14 protein-coding genes are annotated in these 17,484 nt (G+C 37.6%); 9 read left to right on the plus strand and 5 right to left on the minus strand.

Features of this window, described 5'->3' with window-relative positions; all coding sequences use genetic code 11:
* Nucleotides 1-140 precede the first annotated feature (140 nt).
* Entirely contained in the window at nt 141-1,628 is a 1,488-nt protein-coding gene (locus Q0H92_RS04525; RefSeq protein ID WP_296012404.1) for a Do family serine endopeptidase, read from the minus strand.
* Between the two features lie 150 nt (nt 1,629-1,778).
* Between Q0H92_RS04525 and Q0H92_RS04530 the strand changes: the two genes are divergently transcribed.
* The 5 genes from Q0H92_RS04530 to clpB all read left to right on the plus strand — a co-directional run bounded on the left by Q0H92_RS04530 (nt 1,779) and on the right by clpB (nt 10,242).
* A complete protein-coding gene (locus Q0H92_RS04530; RefSeq protein ID WP_296012405.1) occupies nt 1,779-3,053 on the plus strand; it encodes a flagellar motor switch protein FliG in 1,275 nt (424 codons plus the stop codon).
* On the plus strand, nt 3,050-6,034 hold the full coding sequence (locus Q0H92_RS04535; RefSeq protein ID WP_296012407.1) for an insulinase family protein: 2,985 nt from the start codon (nt 3,050-3,052) through the stop codon (nt 6,032-6,034). The genes Q0H92_RS04530 and Q0H92_RS04535 overlap by 4 nt, the downstream gene beginning before the upstream one ends.
* Before the next feature lie 41 nt (nt 6,035-6,075).
* On the plus strand, nt 6,076-6,297 hold the full coding sequence (locus Q0H92_RS04540) for a hypothetical protein (protein ID WP_013701667.1): 222 nt from the start codon (nt 6,076-6,078) through the stop codon (nt 6,295-6,297).
* Between the two features lie 116 nt (nt 6,298-6,413).
* Complete coding sequence (locus tag Q0H92_RS04545; RefSeq protein ID WP_296012410.1) at nt 6,414-7,595, plus strand: hypothetical protein; 1,182 nt, start codon at nt 6,414-6,416, stop codon at nt 7,593-7,595.
* Nucleotides 7,596-7,656: 61 nt separating this feature from the next.
* A complete protein-coding gene (clpB, locus tag Q0H92_RS04550; RefSeq protein ID WP_296012411.1) occupies nt 7,657-10,242 on the plus strand; it encodes an ATP-dependent chaperone ClpB in 2,586 nt (861 codons plus the stop codon).
* Between the two features lie 67 nt (nt 10,243-10,309).
* Here the strand turns inward: clpB and Q0H92_RS04555 are convergent, their stop codons facing one another.
* From Q0H92_RS04555 to Q0H92_RS04570, 4 genes are all read right to left on the minus strand, one after another.
* A complete protein-coding gene (locus Q0H92_RS04555) occupies nt 10,310-11,086 on the minus strand; it encodes a DUF4469 domain-containing protein (RefSeq protein WP_296012412.1) in 777 nt (258 codons plus the stop codon).
* Nucleotides 11,087-11,299: 213 nt separating this feature from the next.
* Complete coding sequence (locus Q0H92_RS04560; RefSeq protein ID WP_296012414.1) at nt 11,300-11,980, minus strand: ImmA/IrrE family metallo-endopeptidase; 681 nt, start codon at nt 11,978-11,980, stop codon at nt 11,300-11,302.
* Complete coding sequence (locus Q0H92_RS04565; protein ID WP_296012415.1) at nt 11,967-12,323, minus strand: helix-turn-helix transcriptional regulator; 357 nt, start codon at nt 12,321-12,323, stop codon at nt 11,967-11,969. The genes Q0H92_RS04560 and Q0H92_RS04565 overlap by 14 nt, the downstream gene beginning before the upstream one ends.
* A 397-nt stretch (nt 12,324-12,720) precedes the next feature.
* A complete protein-coding gene (locus Q0H92_RS04570) occupies nt 12,721-13,035 on the minus strand; it encodes a helix-turn-helix transcriptional regulator (RefSeq protein ID WP_296012417.1) in 315 nt (104 codons plus the stop codon).
* A gap of 88 nt (nt 13,036-13,123) precedes the next feature.
* Here Q0H92_RS04570 and Q0H92_RS04575 point away from each other — a divergent pair, with 88 nt between their 5' ends.
* Genes Q0H92_RS04575 through Q0H92_RS04590 form a run of 4 tightly spaced genes read left to right on the plus strand, consistent with a single transcriptional unit; the run spans nt 13,124 to nt 17,482 of the window.
* Complete coding sequence (locus tag Q0H92_RS04575) at nt 13,124-13,564, plus strand: hypothetical protein (protein ID WP_296012419.1); 441 nt, start codon at nt 13,124-13,126, stop codon at nt 13,562-13,564.
* Entirely contained in the window at nt 13,561-13,956 is a 396-nt protein-coding gene (gene tagD, locus Q0H92_RS04580) for a glycerol-3-phosphate cytidylyltransferase (RefSeq protein WP_296012421.1), read from the plus strand. The genes Q0H92_RS04575 and tagD overlap by 4 nt, the downstream gene beginning before the upstream one ends.
* A 4-nt stretch (nt 13,957-13,960) precedes the next feature.
* Entirely contained in the window at nt 13,961-16,303 is a 2,343-nt protein-coding gene (locus tag Q0H92_RS04585) for an SIR2 family protein (protein WP_296012423.1), read from the plus strand.
* Entirely contained in the window at nt 16,304-17,482 is a 1,179-nt protein-coding gene (locus tag Q0H92_RS04590; RefSeq protein WP_296012425.1) for a CDP-glycerol glycerophosphotransferase family protein, read from the plus strand.
* Nucleotides 17,483-17,484: the final 2 nt, after the last annotated feature.

Consider the following 17,484-nt stretch of genomic DNA (forward strand, 5'->3'; position numbering starts at 1 on the left):
TAATAACAACATAAATCTTTTGTTTTGGTTACATTTATTTTGTAAAAAAAAGATAATTTTTTCAGAAAAGATGTTTTTGTGGAAACGAAAAATGCCGCGGCAGGCGCGGCATTTTTCAGCTACAAGAATTTTTGTTGGCTTTACTTTCCGATTTTGTATCTTGCGGTTGTTACTACATGACCGTTGCTGTACACATCGTACCAAATTTCTTTCTTTGAGCTAGTGTCCAAAGCTGCATAGAATTCTTCAAGGCTTGAAACTTTCTTGTCGTTTACAGCGCAGATAATGTCGCCTTCCTGGAGCCTTAATGCGGCGGCAGGGGATTTTTCAAATACTCTTGCGACAACTACGCCTTCAACTTTTTCTTTTTCAATGTTGAGCCTTTTCCGCAAGTCTGGAGTAAGCGGAGATGCTACAAATCCTGGCCAGAGCTTTGTGTCGTTTGCAGTAACTTCTTCGTTGCGCTCGTCAATTTTTACAGAAATTTCCTTTGTTGTTTTTCCGCGCAGAACTTTTATAGTTGTTGTTTTTCCTGCTGGAATGCCTCCGATTTCGCGGATAAGCTGGTCTACGGATTTTATGTCGTGTCCGTTCAGTCCGATTATAAAGTCGCCCGGAAGAATTCCGCCTTTGTACGCAGGTCCGTCAAGGAACACTTGGCTTGCAAGCGCGCCCTGCTGTTTTTTGTCTATTCCAAGCTGCTCTTTGTATTCATCAGTAGTTTCTACTAGGCTGATTCCGACCCATCCGTAAGTTATTTTTCCTTTGTCAATGAACTGGTTTATTGATTCCTTTATGTTGTTGATTGGAATTGAAAATCCAAGTCCCTGTGAGCCGCCGGAATTTGAAGCAATCCAAGTGTTTATTCCGATTACTTCTCCAAAAATATTTACAAGCGGACCTCCTGAGTTTCCTTGGTTGATTGCCGCGTCAGTCTGAATAAAGTCGCTGATTGAGCCAATCTGTCCGCCGCTTCTGCCTGTTGCGCTTACAATTCCCTGTGTTACAGACGCAAAATATCCGAGAGGACTTCCAAGTGCAAGAACGATGTCTCCCTGATGAATTGTGCTGCTGTCTCCGAGCTTTGCAATTGCAATTGACTTGTCGCTGCTTTCAAATGAAACAAGAGCAATGTCCATGCGCTCATCTTTTCCAACGAGTTTTCCTTCAAATTCGCGCTCATCGTTAAGCTTTATTTTTATTGAAGTGGCGTTTCCTACAACGTGGTTATTTGTAAGAACATAAACTGTGTTTCCTGTTCTTCTTACAATTACGCCGGAACCAAGCGCGGACTGCTCAAGTTCTTTTGTTCCGTCTCCTTCTTCTCCGTCGCGTGGAATTCCAAAGAAGAACGGAAGGTCTTTAAATGGAGAAAATGTTTTTACTTTTGTTGTTTCCTTTACATCAACTTCTACAACGGCTGGAAGCACTTGGGATGTTATCGAACGGAATGAATCCTGCAAAGCCTGAGTAACTGCCAATGAGTCCTGCGGAATTTGCGTGGCTGGTGTTTCTGCGAAAGCGACGCTTGCAGAGCCTTTGTTTACTTTGCATGAAAGCGAAAATATTCCGGCTGCCATTACTGCGGCACCGGCTATGTACGCAATCTTCTTCACTAAATTTTTCATATTAAACTAAAACCTCCTGATTTTTGAAGTTTTCTATGCTAAAAATTTCTTTACTAAAATAATAAACAAATTTTGAAAAGAGTTACATAGTTTTCAAAAAAATATTGTATTCAAATTGAAAAAAATCATATCATAAATTAAAATGTTCCTATGAATTTACAAGATTACAGGCTTAACGCTTATTCTGCTGGAGCCGGTCAGAATAAAAAACTTGTCCATAAGCCGGTTTTTGAAAATGTCAATTCAGCAATAGACAGAATTGAAAAGCAGAACAAAGAGAATGCGGAAAGGCAAAATATAGAGCAGGCAAAAATCGCGGCAAAAACTGGAACTTGGTTTGAAAAGAAAAAATCAGCGACATCAGATGATGTAAAAGACGCGGCAAAAAATCTTACGAGCGGCGGACTTGTAAAGATTCCGGCTTCTTCAACAGAAAAAGATAGTATATATAGAAGAGTTGCAAAATTTCTTGTGATAATCGGAATTGACGAGGCTGCAAAAATTCTTCCGCATTTAACAGAAGAGCAGACAGAAAAAATAATTCCAGAAATCGCTTCAATTCAAAAAATCACGCCGGAAGAGTCAGCTTCGATTCTTGAGGAATTTGAATCTCTTGTTGAAAAGGCTAGGGAAGAAGGCGGACTTGAGACTGCGCGGAATATTTTGACCAAGGCTTACGGTTCTGAAAAAGCTGAGGATATGCTCAAAAAATCTGTGAAGTATCCGGACGGAAAGCCTTTTGACTATCTTTCGGATGCGAATGCTGAGCGAATTAAAGTTTTGATTGACGGAGAATCTGATGCTGTAAAGTCGCTTGTTCTTTCGCAGATTGAGCCTAAAAAAGCCGCAAAAGTTATAAATTTAATGGACGTTGAGGACAAAAAAAAGATTGTCCTGCGCCTTGCAAAAATGAAGCCGGTTGCCCCAGAAGTTCTTGCTGAAATTGACAAGAGCCTGCACGAAAAGCTTCTTACCCAGAACACGGAAAATTCACAGAACATGGACGGACGCGGAGTTCTTGCCCAGATTCTAAAGAGAATGAATCCTTCCGCGGAAAATTCAATTATCAATACATTGAGCGAGCAGGATCCAGAGCTTGGCGAAGATTTGCGCAAACGGCTTTTTACAGAAGAAGATGTTATTGGCTCAGATGACAGATTTATTCAAAATTATCTTCATGACATGGAAGACCGCGACATTGCAATTTTGATTTATGGAAAAAATGATGCGTTTAGAGAAAAGATTCTTTCAAATGTTTCCAAGAACAGAAGGCGCGTTATCCTTGATGAAGAAAGCATGATTCATCATTTGACAAAATCCGACAGCGAAAAAATGACTTCATCGTTTTATTCCGTTCTTAGGCGCGCTTGGGAAAACGGAGATTTGCGTGTTTCTGGAAGAGATGAAGGTGAGGTTTATGTATGAAAAAAAATGATGTTTACAAAGGCTTTGAAGTTTTGGATGTTTTTAAAATTCCATATTACGATTCAGAAGGAATTTTTTTGCGGCATAAAAAATCCGGTCTTGAAGTTTTTCACATTTTGAACAACGATGAAGAAAATCTTTTTGCATTCGCTTTTAGAACTCCTTGCAAAGACAGCACTGGAGTCGCGCATATTATTGAGCACAGCGTTTTGTGCGGCTCAAAAAAGTTTCCGATAAAAGATCCGTTTCTTCAGCTTAGAAACCAGAGCATAAATACATATCTTAACGCTTACACTGCAAAAGATAGAACTGTTTTTCCGGCAAGCTCTCTTATAAAAACTGATTATTTTAATTTGATGTCTGTCTATGCGGATGCTGTTTTTTTTCCGATTTTAAATGCTGAAACTTTTTTGCAGGAAGGCTGGAGGATTGAAACCGACCAAAATGGAAATCCTGTGATTCAGGGAGTTGTCTTTAATGAGATGAAGGGAAACTATTCGTCTTTTAATTCCGTTGCGACTGATGCAGTTTTAAATGCTTCTGTTCTTGGCACTGGATACGAAAAAGATTCCGGCGGCGACCCTTTGGAAATTCCGTCTTTGTCTTACGAGCAGTTTAAAGAGTTTCACAAAAAATATTACTGCGCGGCAAACTGCCTTGTATTTTTGTACGGAAACATTCCGACAGAAGAGCAGCTTGATTTTCTTGATGAAAATGTAATTAAAAACATAAAATCTCCCGGTGAAAAATATTCGTTTGCTTCTGAAAATTCTTGTGTAAAAATGAAGAAGCGGATTGACGCTTTTGGCCCTGCGGAGGATTCAAAAAACACAACGGCTTTAGTTTGGAAAATCGGAGATTCCGCGGAAAAGGAAAATCTTTTTTCACTTCCAATGGAAATAAGTTTTTTGTCCGAGCTTCTTTTGGGAAACGATTCTGCGCCAGTTATAAAACTTTTGCTGAATAAGTTTAAAGGCTGTGATATTGCGCCGCAAACAGGATGCAGCATAAGCTCAAGATTTTTTTCCATAGCAGTCGGCATGAGCGGACTTAAGCCGGAAGAGGCTCAGGAATTTCAGAATTGCATTGATGACGCTATGAAGTCGCTTGCTGAAAACGGAATAAAAGAAGAAGACATTGAACGCAGTTTTATGAGTTTTGATTTTTCAATAAGAGAAGTAAAAAGATCTCCGTCGCACGGCCCGTATTCGCTTGTTCTTCTTAAGCGTGTTTTGCGTTCCTGGACTTACGGAGCAAATCCGAAAGACGCGCTTGCTTTTATTGAATCTTTTGAGCAGATAAAGAAAAAAATAAAAGACGAGCCGGAATATCTAAAAAATCTTATAAGAAAATTTTTTGTTGAAAATAAAAACAAAACTTTGGTAACAGTTTCGCCATCTGAAAAATGGAGTCTTGACAGAACCGAAAAAGAAAAAAAACTTGCATCTTGCCTTTATAAAAAAATCGGGAAAGAAAACGTTTTGCTTTCACTTGAAAAACTTCATGCGTTTCAAGCCAGTGTGGAAAATGAAAATTTGATTCCAGCTGTTAATATTGAAGAACTTGAAAATCCTGCTGAAAAAATTGAAACTCGCAAAACTTTGTGCGAAAAAATTCCTTTCTATATAAATCAAGAAACCTGCAACGGAATTGTCTACGCTTCTGTTTCTTTTCCTGTTGACCGCCTTGAGCCTGCGGATTACAAATTTCTTCCTTTGCTTTCCAGCTGCATTTCTGGACTTGGAACAAAAAAAAGATCTTGGGAAGAAACAATTTCTTATTCCGACAGAATTATGGGAGATTTTGGAGCTTATATACGAAGCGCGAAAGTTCCAGAATATTCTAAAAAACTTGCCAAAGAAAATCCGCTTATAATCGGGCGTGAGTGGCTTGTCATTCATTTTAAATTTATAGAAGAAAAATCCGTGCAAGCCTTTGACTTTGCAAGCGAAATTATTTCTTCGATTGATTTTTCAGACAAATCTAGACTTAAAACAATTGTAAACGGCTTGTGCTCCAGTCTAAATGCATCTGTTGTTCCTGGCGGACATTATTTTGCAATGCTTAGGTCATGCAGGCTTTTAAACCGTTCGTGCGCTGTTCAGGAAATTAAGGACGGGCTGACTTCTGTCTTTGCGATGAATGAAATAAAAAAAATGAAGCTTTCTGAAATTTCTGAAAAGCTTGAATCAATTTATAAAAAAATAATTTCAAGCGGCTCTCTTTTCCATGTAACAGCCGGAAGCTCAGGAATTGCCGTGGCTAAAAAAGGATTTGCTTTTCTTGCAAAAAATCTTTGCCTTGAATTTCCAAAGCCAAAAAAGAAAATTTCTGACAAGGAATTTTTTAAGCAGACAGAGCTTGCAGGAAAAATTTACTGCGAGAAAAATCCTTGTGTGGATGAAGTTTTTGTTGTGCCGGGAAACATAGGCTTTGCTTCTGCCGCTGTAAAAAGTTCCGGCGAAAAAGGAAAAGAAATCATGGCGGACACAGTCTTTTCACATCTGCTTGAAACTTCCGACTTATGGAAGCAGATTAGAACTAGCGGCGGAGCATACGGTGTTTTTCTTTCTGTTCAAAGTTCAAGCGGCGCAACTTGCTTTGCCACATACCGCGACCCAAAGCCATTTGATTCTCTTGAATATTTTGAGGAAAAACTTCCGCTTCTTAAAAAAGATGAATTTTCTTTTGACGACATAAAAAAAGCCATTGCAGGAGTTTATTCAGATGAAATTGAGCCGTACACGCCAGCAATGAGAGGCGGAACTGGACTTATGAGATGTCTTTACGGAATTTCTCTTTCTCTTGATAAAATCAGAATAAAAAATTTGCTGAACCTCAAAAAGAACGACATTGAAAAATCAGTCTGCCGCTACAAAAACGCTGTGTTCTGCGGAAAAAAAGTTGCAATCTGCGGAAAAGGCATGATTTCTGATAAAATTAAAAAAATAAGTGGAAAAATAATAAAGATTTCACTATAATAGTAAGACATTATCTGCTTTTGCAAAAATGAAGGAAAAAAATGACCAACAAAAACGTAGAAGAATTAACAAAGTTGATGAGACAGCTTGTTTCTGATGTTCAGGGCGCGCCGTTCCCTAGCGAAAAAATAGAGCCGGAACTTTATTCAATTTGGTATGAGCACGTTCAGCGCGGCGCGCAAAACTGCTTTGAATTTTTGGAGCAGCATTTTCCGCTAGACAATTCTGAATTCAAAGATTCTCTAAAGAAAATATTTAAATAAACATAGCTTCCTGCCGAAAATAAACCTAAGGCAATCTTTGTAAATTTATTTAAGTTTGCCAAAAATGCCGTGCTTTTTTTAGTGCTGGCTGTGTCTTGTTTTTGGTGGGAAGATATATGGCTGCAAAAAAAATTTGCCGTAATGAAAAACTACAATTAAAAGGTTCCCTTAGAAAAAATGGTTTTGACCGCTGGAGGCTTGTTACAAACGCTGTAAGTTCAGTTTCCGGCGAAGAAAAAACTTTCTTCATTGAATTTTACGCTGTGAACCCCGCCTTGTCTCCCAAAGAATGCGTGCTTGGATTTAAAAACCGTTTTAACAAGTCTACAGAAGATTTTCAGTACGTTTTGGCAGGCTCTGAAACTGCAAAGAATTTCACTTCTCAAACTTATGTTTCGCCTTCATTTTTTATGATAAAAGCTGGAGTTCTTTCTGTAAGCGCAAACCAGATGAATTCTTATTTTCCGTCCGAAATCTTATCTGCAAAAAAAAGCGAATATATAATTTCAGCCAAGCAGGAAGAATTGCCAGCCTGCATTTTGGCGCATGACTATACTTCGGGCGCAATAAAAGTTACAGACGAAGACTTACGCGCTCACCCGGAATATATGGGAAGCTGTGGCACAATGTCTTGGAATTTAAAGTTTTCACGGAGCATTTCGTTTTCTTCAGACTACAGAGCAAAAGACATAAACTGGGCTGTTCTTGGCGGCAAGACTGATTTTTCCGGCACAATCATTTTCAATAACGAAGAATACAATGTGAATCCGCGGAATTCCTTTGGATATTATGATAAAAACTGGGGCAGGGATTTTTCTTCTCCATATTTTCATTTAAGCTCTTCAAATTTTACAAGCGAAATTTCCGGGCGGCTTTTGGAAGCTTCTATTTTTGCGGTTCAGGGCGAATACAAAAATAAAGTTTCAGTGCTTGTTTCAATTGAAGGAAAAAATATTGAATTTCATGCGAACAAACTGAAAAAAAAGCAGATAAATTTTGACTGCCAGGAAATGAACGGAACGGAAGATGAAGGCTTAAAACTGCATTGGTCCGTTAGCGTCCACGACAGGCGTTATGTGATTGACATCGATATTTTCTGCAACACAAAGGATATGTCTCTGCGCGATTTTGAAAGTCCTGCCGGCGGAAGAAAAGTTATGCGGATTCTTGCGAGCGGCTCTGGCACTGGAAAATTCAAGCTTTATAAAAAAATGAAGAAAAACCTTGAGCTTTTGGAGCAGGCCGACATTTCCAAGTGCATCTGCGAATACGGCAATCTTGAAACCGCCGAAAAATAATCCTTAAAAAAAATTTGATTTTTAGTTCGGAAATTTGTATATTCCTTTCTAGAGGAAATTTATGAACTACGAACAGATGACATTAAAAATGCAAGATGCGCTGCAAAGCGCAAGCAGCTTGGCCCAGCAAAGAGACCACAGCGAAATAGGCAATGAGCATCTTTTGTATGCCATGCTTAACCAGAAAGACGGAATGATTCCTCCGTTAGTTGAACGGATTGGACTTCAGCCTTCTTCTTTGCAAACAAATCTTGAAAACTTATTGGACAAATATCCTGTAGTGAAAGGCCAGACGCAAATGTCTTTGTCTTCCAGCGCGCAGAAAGTTCTTGCCAAGGCAGAAAAGGAAATGGCTTCTTTAAAAGACCAGTTTCTTTCTACTGAGCACGTTTTTCTTGCAATGATTCAGGCAGATGACAATGTCGGCGAGCTTTTGAGAAAATCAGGATGCGACAGGAATACAGTTCTTGAAGCCCTAAAGTCAGTGCGCGGAAATCAGAGCATTGATTCCCAAGACCCGGAAAGCAAGATGCGTTCGCTTGAAAAATACTGCACGGATTTAACTGCACGTGCCCGTCAGGACAAAATCGATCCTGTTATAGGCCGTGATGAGGAAATCCGCCGTGTAATGCAGGTTTTGTGCCGCCGAACAAAGAATAATCCAGTTCTGATTGGTGAGCCTGGTGTTGGTAAAACTGCGATTGTAGAAGGACTTGCCCGCCGAATTGCAAGCGGTGATATGCCTGAAAGCCTTAAAAACAAGCGTCTTCTTTCTCTTGATATGGGAAGCCTTGTTGCCGGCGCAAAGTTCCGCGGTGAATTCGAGGAACGGCTTAAGGCGGTTATCACAGAAGTTACAAAATCTGAAGGGCAGATAATTCTGTTTATCGATGAGCTTCATACGATTGTAGGAGCTGGCGCAAGCGAAGGTTCAATGGACGCTTCAAACTTGCTAAAGCCTGCTTTGAGCCGTGGCGAAATTCACGTTATTGGTGCCACAACTCTTGACGAATACCGCAAGTATATTGAAAAGGACGCAGCCCTTGAGCGAAGATTCCAGCAGGTTTACTGCGCCGAGCCGACCGTTGAGGACACAATCGCTATTTTGCGTGGACTTCGCGACAAGTACGAAATTCATCACGGAGTTAGAATCAACGATGAGGCTTTGGTCAGTGCGGCAGTTCTTTCAAACCGCTACATTACAAACAGGTTCTTACCGGATAAAGCGATTGACTTGGTCGATGAAGCCGCAAGCCGCTTAAAGATGGAAATTGAAAGCCAGCCTACGGAACTTGACCAGATTGAGCGAAAACTTTTGCAGCTTCAAATTGAAAAGCAGTCTTTGAGCAAGGAAGACGACAACGCTTCAAAAGAGCGTCTTGAAAAACTTGAAAAAGAGCTTTCCGAGTTGACTTCAAAACGCGATGCCATGAAACTTCAGTGGCAGAACGAAAAGAACAGCATCGACAAGAGCCGCAAAATAAAGGAAGAGCTTGAAGAGGCACGCTTTAACGAAGAAAAATACACCCGTGAAGGAAATCTTGAAAAAGCCGCTGAATTAAAGTACAGCACAATTCCTTCCCTTGAAAAGCAGCTTGCAGAAGCTGTTGCCCACGATAAGGAAGTTGAGGCGAACCCAGAACGCGAATCCCTTTTGCGGCAGGAAGTTACAGAAGAAGACATCGCTCGTGTCGTAAGCAATTGGACAGGAATTCCTGTTGCGAAAATGCTTTCGAGCGAAAAGCAAAAATATTTGCAGCTTGAGGAAGTTCTTCATAAGCGTGTTATCGGTCAGAACGAAGCTGTGCAGGTTGTAAGCGATGCAATCCGCCGTAACCGTTCCGGCTTGAGCGACCCGAACCGCCCGCTTGGAAGCTTCCTGTTCATTGGACCTACTGGCGTTGGTAAAACTGAGCTTGCAAAGACGCTTGCAGACTTTTTGTTCAACGATGAAAAGTCGCTTACCCGAATCGATATGTCCGAGTATATGGAAAAATTCAGCGTGAGCCGTTTGATTGGTGCGCCTCCGGGATATGTTGGCTACGATGAAGGCGGTCAGCTTACAGAGGCAGTTCGCCGCAGACCTTACAGCGTAGTTTTGTTCGATGAAGTTGAAAAAGCCCATCCTGATGTTTTCAATGTTCTTCTTCAAGTTCTTGATGACGGAAGATTAACAGACGGACAGGGCAGAGTTGTGGACTTTAAGAACACAATTATCATAATGACGAGCAACTTGGGAAGCGAACTGATTCTTGATGCTGACACAGACGAAAAGATGAAAGAGGCAAGAACTCAGATTGACGGTTTGCTTAAAACGCATTTCCGCCCGGAATTCTTGAACCGAATCGACGAAATTGTAATGTTCGGCCGTCTTGACAAGAGCTGCATTGTCGGAATTGTAAAGATTCAGCTTGAGCGCGTTGCAAAACGCCTTGAAGACAGAAGAATTACAATTAAGTTTGATGATTCTGCTGTAGACTTCATTGCAGAAAAAGGCTACGACCCTGCGTTTGGCGCCCGCCCTGTAAAGCGTGCCGTTCAGACTTGGGTAGAAAACCCTCTTTCAAAGGAACTGCTTGAAGGAAAGTTTGCCGAAGGCTGCACGATAAATGTTTCGAGCAACGGACGTGAACTTGAGTTTAAGTAATTTGCTTTGATTCTAAGAGGAAGCAGTGTTGGAATATTCCAGCACTGCTTTTTTTTTCACTTCCATATTAAGCTGAAACCACCGAAATCGGATTCTTGCTTATAGAGGTTTTTAGGTTGCTGGTTGTTCTTGAGCCCCAGCTGCTTGCAGTTCGGACTACAATGAACCATTTTGAATCGGCTTTTGCAATGTCCGGCAAGAAAAATGACAGCTCTTTTGGAAAATTTCTGAAAAGCCTTGAAACTTTCTTCCAGTTTTCCTCGTTCTCATCGATTTTTCCAGATTCAAGAACAGGCGCAAAGAATATGCCTGTCTCATCATTGCTTCCTGCAATTTTCAGTCTTTCTCCAGAAATTCTCATTCCGCCGCCTTCTGTTATTTCAAATCCTATTTTGTTAGTTGAAAGATCTGTGAATGTCGCTATGGAAGGCGATGTTTCGGCTTTTGCAAGAGAGTCGATTTCAATGTCAGAAACAGAGAACTTTGCGGTTTTTGAAGGAGTAAAACCGACACCGAATGCAGGGACATCTTCCGCTGTCGGATTTTCTGATTCAATGCTGCCTTTGGAAGTAAGGTATAAAGTTCCAAGATCGAACAGATTCAAGCCTTCTCCGTTTTGCAGTTTTTCAAGCATTGCTATCTTGAATTCAGTTGCTACCGTTCTTATGATATTTTCAGAAATCAATGGATTGTTCTTGTGAACTGCTGCAATTATGTTTTCAAGAGTTGCAGTATTGCGGTTTACTGTGGCGAATTGTTTTTCACCGTCGATTATGTGGCTTTTTCTTACCGTTACATTTACAGTTTTTGTAGAGCCAGTATGCTCCGTAATAAGTTCTGCCATAGGGCATTGCCTCTTATTAAAAAATTTTATTGACTCGGACAGTCTTTTCACGGTAATATTAGTAACACTATTAGTCATACCGTGAGTATGTGCCAGCCGCCGTTTTTCAGTACCAGTGAAAAGCGGCTATTTTTTTGCGGAAAGTTCCGAAGTTTCCGCACTAGTCTTAAATTTCCTCCAAGTTTATCGCTTTTTCTATATTAATTACTAATTCTAATATCTTTCTGCTATCCATCTATCTCGCTCTGCCTGCATTTCATATTCATATTGCAGGTCTAATTTTCGCGTCTTTGGGCAAACGGAATCAATAAATTTTCTGAAAGTAAATTTTACAAGATATTCATCAAATTCTTTTTCTTCATTTGAACGTAAAAAACTTGGATAGCTTTTTAGTGTCTTGAATCGGATTTCTGCCGCCTTTGCAGATGTCCCAAAGACCTTTTGAATTTCTTTGGCATCCATCTTTTTACCGCGTTTTTCAAGCTCTTTTATTACTGGCTCTGGCATAAGCATTTCTGCGGCAAAGAAATTTGCCTCAACTTCCTGCTTGTTATAAAGTTCTGTATTTTTTTCGCCTGCGTTTAAATCGTGATTGCTTTCATAATGAAAAAGCTCGTGAAGTATTGAAAACTTTGAATGTGCGGGCGGTTTTGTTTCATCATAAAAAACTGTGTAGCGTCCGTTTTGTTCATATAATTCTGCCGATTCGCTTTTAAAATATATTCGAGGGAATCCATGTTTTTCTGCCCAGCAAAATGAATGAAGCTCCAAGTCTGAAAAATCTTCAATGATTTTTGAAGTTTTCAGCGGAAATGTTGTTCCAAGTGGCAATTTTACAAGCTTTTCGTGGGCAGCAATATAAGATTTCTTAAAATCCGGTTTACAAGTCGCCATGGTCCTCCTTTTCATCTTCTTCCCAAATCTTGCCAAATAGCAGCTTCATTGCGGCATCGGCTTTTTCAAGGTCAGAATCATTTAGTTTTTTCAGGTTTCGCTGAATAGAATTTAATTTTATGTTTGTATCCTTAAAGTTGAAGTTTCCTAAAAGCTCGTCAGTTGAAACTTCAAAAAATTTTGCAAGCCTCAATAACGCATCCTGCCGCGGAACAGTGCCGTTGTTTTCCCACATATTGACACGACTTTTTGTTACTCCAACAGCATTTGCGAGCTGCTCCATTGTAAGATTTTTTCCCTCCCTTAACTTTCTTACTTTTTCTTTGAAAAAAGTGTTACCCATTAATATTTCACCCTTGCACTTTATGCGTGCTCTTTAATTAAAAAACTCTGTATTCCTTTTTGAAAAATTCTTTTGTATTTGTACAATTAAAAAGAACTTTTGATATGATAAATATAACTGTGAAAAAGTAGTTTGTCAAGCGTTTTAAATGTTTTTATGCAAAATAATTGTACTTTTTATTTTGCTTTTTATATTTAAATCCGCGACGCGGATCTGTACAAGTCCGCATGGCGGATATGGCTACGTCCGTGCCACGGATATGTACGTGTCCGCTATGCGGATGTGTTAATGTCCGCGACACGGACTAAAATGGAGTTTATTTGTGAAAAAGTTTATAGCATCTAAATATGGTAAAAATATTGAAAAGATAACTTGATTTTTTTTGTTTATCAAAAATCTATTTTATCTTAATAAATTCCTCATGAATTTTCTTTACAATAGAAGAAGTGATGTTTTGTTCCAATAATGACAAATTTGTTTTTTCTTGGTTAGTGGCAGCAATATTTTCCTCAAAAAGTTGCTTGTAGGAAATATTCAGTGCTGCCGCGATGTTTTGGACAACTTCCAGCGAGGCGGATTTTCTTCCAAGTTCAATTTGCGTCATAAAAGGAACTGAAATTCCTGATTTTTCCGCCAAATCCGCTTGAGTCCAGCCAAATTCTTTTCTTATTTTTCTAATGTTGTTTCCTAAAACCAAAAGAATATCTGTCATTAAAATTATTATGTTGCTATCAGCAATACTTGAAAATTATCCAAAAGCAATTTATAATATTGAAAATAGCAATATTTAGGAGAAGACTTTGACCCGCCACGCCATTCTCTGCGGCTCAGCCCCGGACGGATTCACGCAGAAAAAAATAAACGAGATGCACGATTTTCTCACAAGTGAAGCAGGCGGCTTCTGGGCGGAAAAAGAGATTGTGATTTTCCCGAACGGCGTGAGCGAGGCGATGCTTTCTTTTGTGCTTGAGCGGCTCAAAGCGGACAAAACTGAACAAATTCTTCTATATATATGCACTTTGTCGCCGGTTTCGGATGAAGATAAGTCCGTGTGGCTTGGTGGAGAGGAAGTTAGAAAAAGCGTGATAGAGGATTTTGGAAATTGCGGCGGGATTGAAACGCAGGTGGTTTACGACTGCGGAAGGGAAGTTGTGAGCGATGAAGAGATGGAAAAGGAAGAAAAAATTCTTGAAAGCAAAATAACTTCACTTTCATTTGCAAAAGAGGAGAAGAAAAATTGAAACGCATAATAACTTACGGAACATTTGACCTGCTCCATTACGGACACATAAATCTTCTGCGCCGGGCTAAGGCTTTGGGCGACTATCTCGTGGTGGGGCTTTCAACTGACGAGTTCAACTGGAACTCAAAGCACAAGAAATGCTATTTCAGCTATGAAAAGCGCAGGCAGCTTCTTGAGGCGATCCGTTATGTTGACCTGGTTATCCCCGAGGAGAACTGGGAGCAGAAGAAAAGCGATGTTGACCTTTATAAAATCGACACGTTTGTTATCGGCGATGACTGGAAGGGCAAGTTTGATTTCTTGAAAGAGCAGTGCGAGGTTGTCTATCTTGAGCGCACTCCTGAAATTTCTACAACGCAGATAAAGCGGGATTTGGAGAATAGGAGATGAGTTTATGAATATAGAGAATGAGAATACATTAAAAAAAGCTTTGGAAAAAGGAATAAACTTATTCTGTGGTGCAGGTTTTTCTGTTGAGGCTAAAAATTTTGAAGATAGAAAATTACCTTGCGGAGATGGTTTGTTATTAGTTCTAAAAGAAAGATTTAATAGCATATCAGAATATGGTGATTTGATAAAAGCTTGTACTTTTTTGCAATTAACAGAAAATGAAGCATTTCACAGTTTTATTACAGAATATTTTAAGGTAAAGTCATTTGAGGATTGTTATAATGAATTATTAAAACTGCCTCTAAAAAATATTTTTACAACAAATGTTGATAATTTATGGTTTAAAATTTTTTCTAATGCAGAAAGTGGATCATTGAATAACATTGCAAACAATGGTTCTGTTTATGGTAAAAATCGACATTCAGGTATTATTGACTATTATGCACTTCATGGATGTGTTGAAAACCCTAAAGCAGCTTATATTTTTTCTAAAATTGATTTAGCTACGGCTTTTATTGATGGGGCAAATTCATGGGAATCGTTAAGCAAAGAAACGGAATCATTTCCAATCATTTTCTGGGGGTGGAATTTTGCTGATCCTGCACCATTGCAGGTCATGTATAAAAAGAAGAATAATATTAACAATAACCAAAATAAATGGTTTTTGTTATATGGTGATAATGTAAAGAAAGAAGACGAAGATATATTAAGAGCATTAGGATTTAATATAATAAAAGGCTCAACAAAAGAATTTTTGGAATATATTAAAAAATTTAATATAGAAAATAAAAAGGAAAAGAGCGATTCGTATTCTTTTGATATTGATGATAAAAAATATTGCATTCCAAATAAAAAAGATATTGTTTCTGTTCCTATAGATATATTCTTTTCAGAGTATTCTACAAGATGGAGTCATATTTATTCAAATTTTATAGTAAAAACTCATCATTATAGAGATGTTTCAAATATTATAGATAGTGGTAGAAATTGTTTTGTAATAGGCATTAGAGGGTGTGGAAAGACTACTCTTATGATGCAATTATTGAAAGATTTTGATTCAAAAAGAAAAAAGCACTTTCTTATTGAACCTACTGTTTTTGATGTAAAAGAATATTTAAGAGTTATAGGGAATAATAATGTTTTGCTTTTTGTAGACGGAGCTTTTCAGGATTCGAATGCTTTGTCATTATTGTTGCAACATAAAAATATACAATTAGTGGCGTTTGAACGTGATTTTGATTATGAGAGCCAATTTCATAAGATTGAACTATATGGCTTGAAAATTATTGATATTACAGAAATATCAAAATCAGATGCACAAGAAATTTTAAATTCCATACCAAAATTTCTTTTACAGAAAAAAATAGGTACAAAACCTATTGAATTTGATCCGACTATTCCAAATTTATTTGCTGGAAATGTAAAAAGTATCAATTTTAAGTTTTTTAATAAATTTTATTCAGAAGATAAAGATGCTGCAGAAGTGTTTTTGCTTGTTTGTTATGTCCATTCTTGTGGAGTGCCATGTTCTTTTGATATGGTTTATTCATTTCTAGGTGATGATAAATATTCTTGGCAAGATATGCTTGATATAGTAGAGCGTTCTGGAAATCTTATAAAAACAGATGTTTCTGCATTCAAAGCCTATGATATTTTACAAGATTATTATTCCTGCCGTTCTAGATTTTTCGCAGAAAAAATTTTAGAAAAACTTGGAAATTATAATGGAGATATTTTAGGAAAAGTTTTGAAAAGATTTGTTAGGAAAGTTGCTATTAGTAAAATTTGTAATTATGTGAAATTTAAGAAACGTTGCATTGATGCTGATTTAATTTATAAAACATTTAAAAATGTATCAGAAGGTATTGAATTCTACAATTTATGGCTTGAAAAAGATGGAAATGAATATGTTTATCAACAAGAAGCATTATATCTTTCAAAGAACAAAAAATATCAAGATGCTTTTCTTTGCATAGATATGGCGAAAAGTATTTCTTCGTATAATCCTTTTGCAGTGCAAAGTACTTATGCCCAGATTTGGTTTGACAGTAATTATGATAAGAATGATAAAAAAGTATTGAAAAAAGCTTTGGAACTGCTTGAAGAATGTTGTTGTAATGATAAAAAAACTCGCGGTATTCATTTTATCCATTATGTAATTAGAGTTTGTAAATTTTTTACTAAATATGGCTTTTCTGAGTCAAAAAGTATTATCGATTCAGCACTTAGATATATAAATATTGGATTAAATCCTGAAAATTTTGAATTGAGCAATTATCACAAGAATCTTTTAAAAAAATATAAAGATAAATTTGCAAAAATTAAAGATGGAGTTGACTTAAATTAAATGAAAAAAAATATAAAAAAAGAGATAACTTTTATTTGTACAGATAAATTGGAACATCAGTGTGAAGAACCTATTGCAGATGAAGCAATGAAGCGAGGTTATAAAATTAATTTTTCTGATGATGTTTTAAAAAAATGTGAAATCGGGTTTTATTGCCAACATTTAAATTTTCCTAAAAATAGCAAATTTTCTTGTGTTATGCTGCACGATTTGGGACAGCAACATGGCGAATGGCCTGTTATGTGGAAAAATGAATTTTGGAATGATTTTAATTTGGGGTTCCTTCCGAGCAAAGAATGGGCTGATATGTGGCATAATGCAAGTTGCTATGATTTTGTTCGTCCGAAAAATGGCTGTTATTTTGTTGGTTGGCCTAAATCGGATGATATTAAGAAAAAAGTTTTTATAGATGAATGTGAAGAAATAATAGCACGCTATGGTATAAATAAGAATAAAAAGACTGTTTTGTATGCTCCAAGTTGGGAATGGGATGGCAGACAACTTGAAATGATTGATGTCTGTAAGGAGCTTGATGTCAATTTGATTATAAAACAATTTCCATGGAATCCAAAAACTTTTAAATTTCAATATGACATTTGTAATGAAATGGCAGAGAAGTCAAAGAATATTCCAAATGTTTTTGTTCTTGATACTTCTATAAATATATTCAATGCAATCAATTTATGTGATGTCCTTGTTTCTGAAGAAAGTTCAACTTTATATGAAGCAATGCTTATGGATAAACCTGTTGTTGCAGTTACCGATTGGCTTGTCCCTGATGATTTTCCACCTCGGTTTCCAGATTTTCCTTATGATTTTGCAGTCAAATGTAAAAAAGCGGAATTGAAAGAAACTGTAGAAAATGTTCTGTCTGATAAAAGTTATATTTTGGCTATAAAGAATTATAGACAGAATAATTTTCCTCAATTAGGAAATTCAGCAAAAAACATTATGGATGTAATAGATAAAGTTCTTGAAGGAAAAGAAGAAAATCCTCTCAGAATTCATGAATTGCCATTAATAGAAACTCCGCTTGAATTCAAGAAGTCTGTTAAAAAAAGAAAATCTCTAATGAAAAAAGTTTGGGTAAAACTTCGTTTTGTAGACAACAGTAAAATTTTGACTATCTTATATAACTTCCTTCGTTCAATAAAGCATAGTTTTCAGAAAAGAGGTTAAGA

It is taken from the genome of uncultured Treponema sp. (assembly GCF_934725225.1).
Lineage (GTDB): Bacteria > Spirochaetota > Spirochaetia > Treponematales > Treponemataceae > Treponema_D.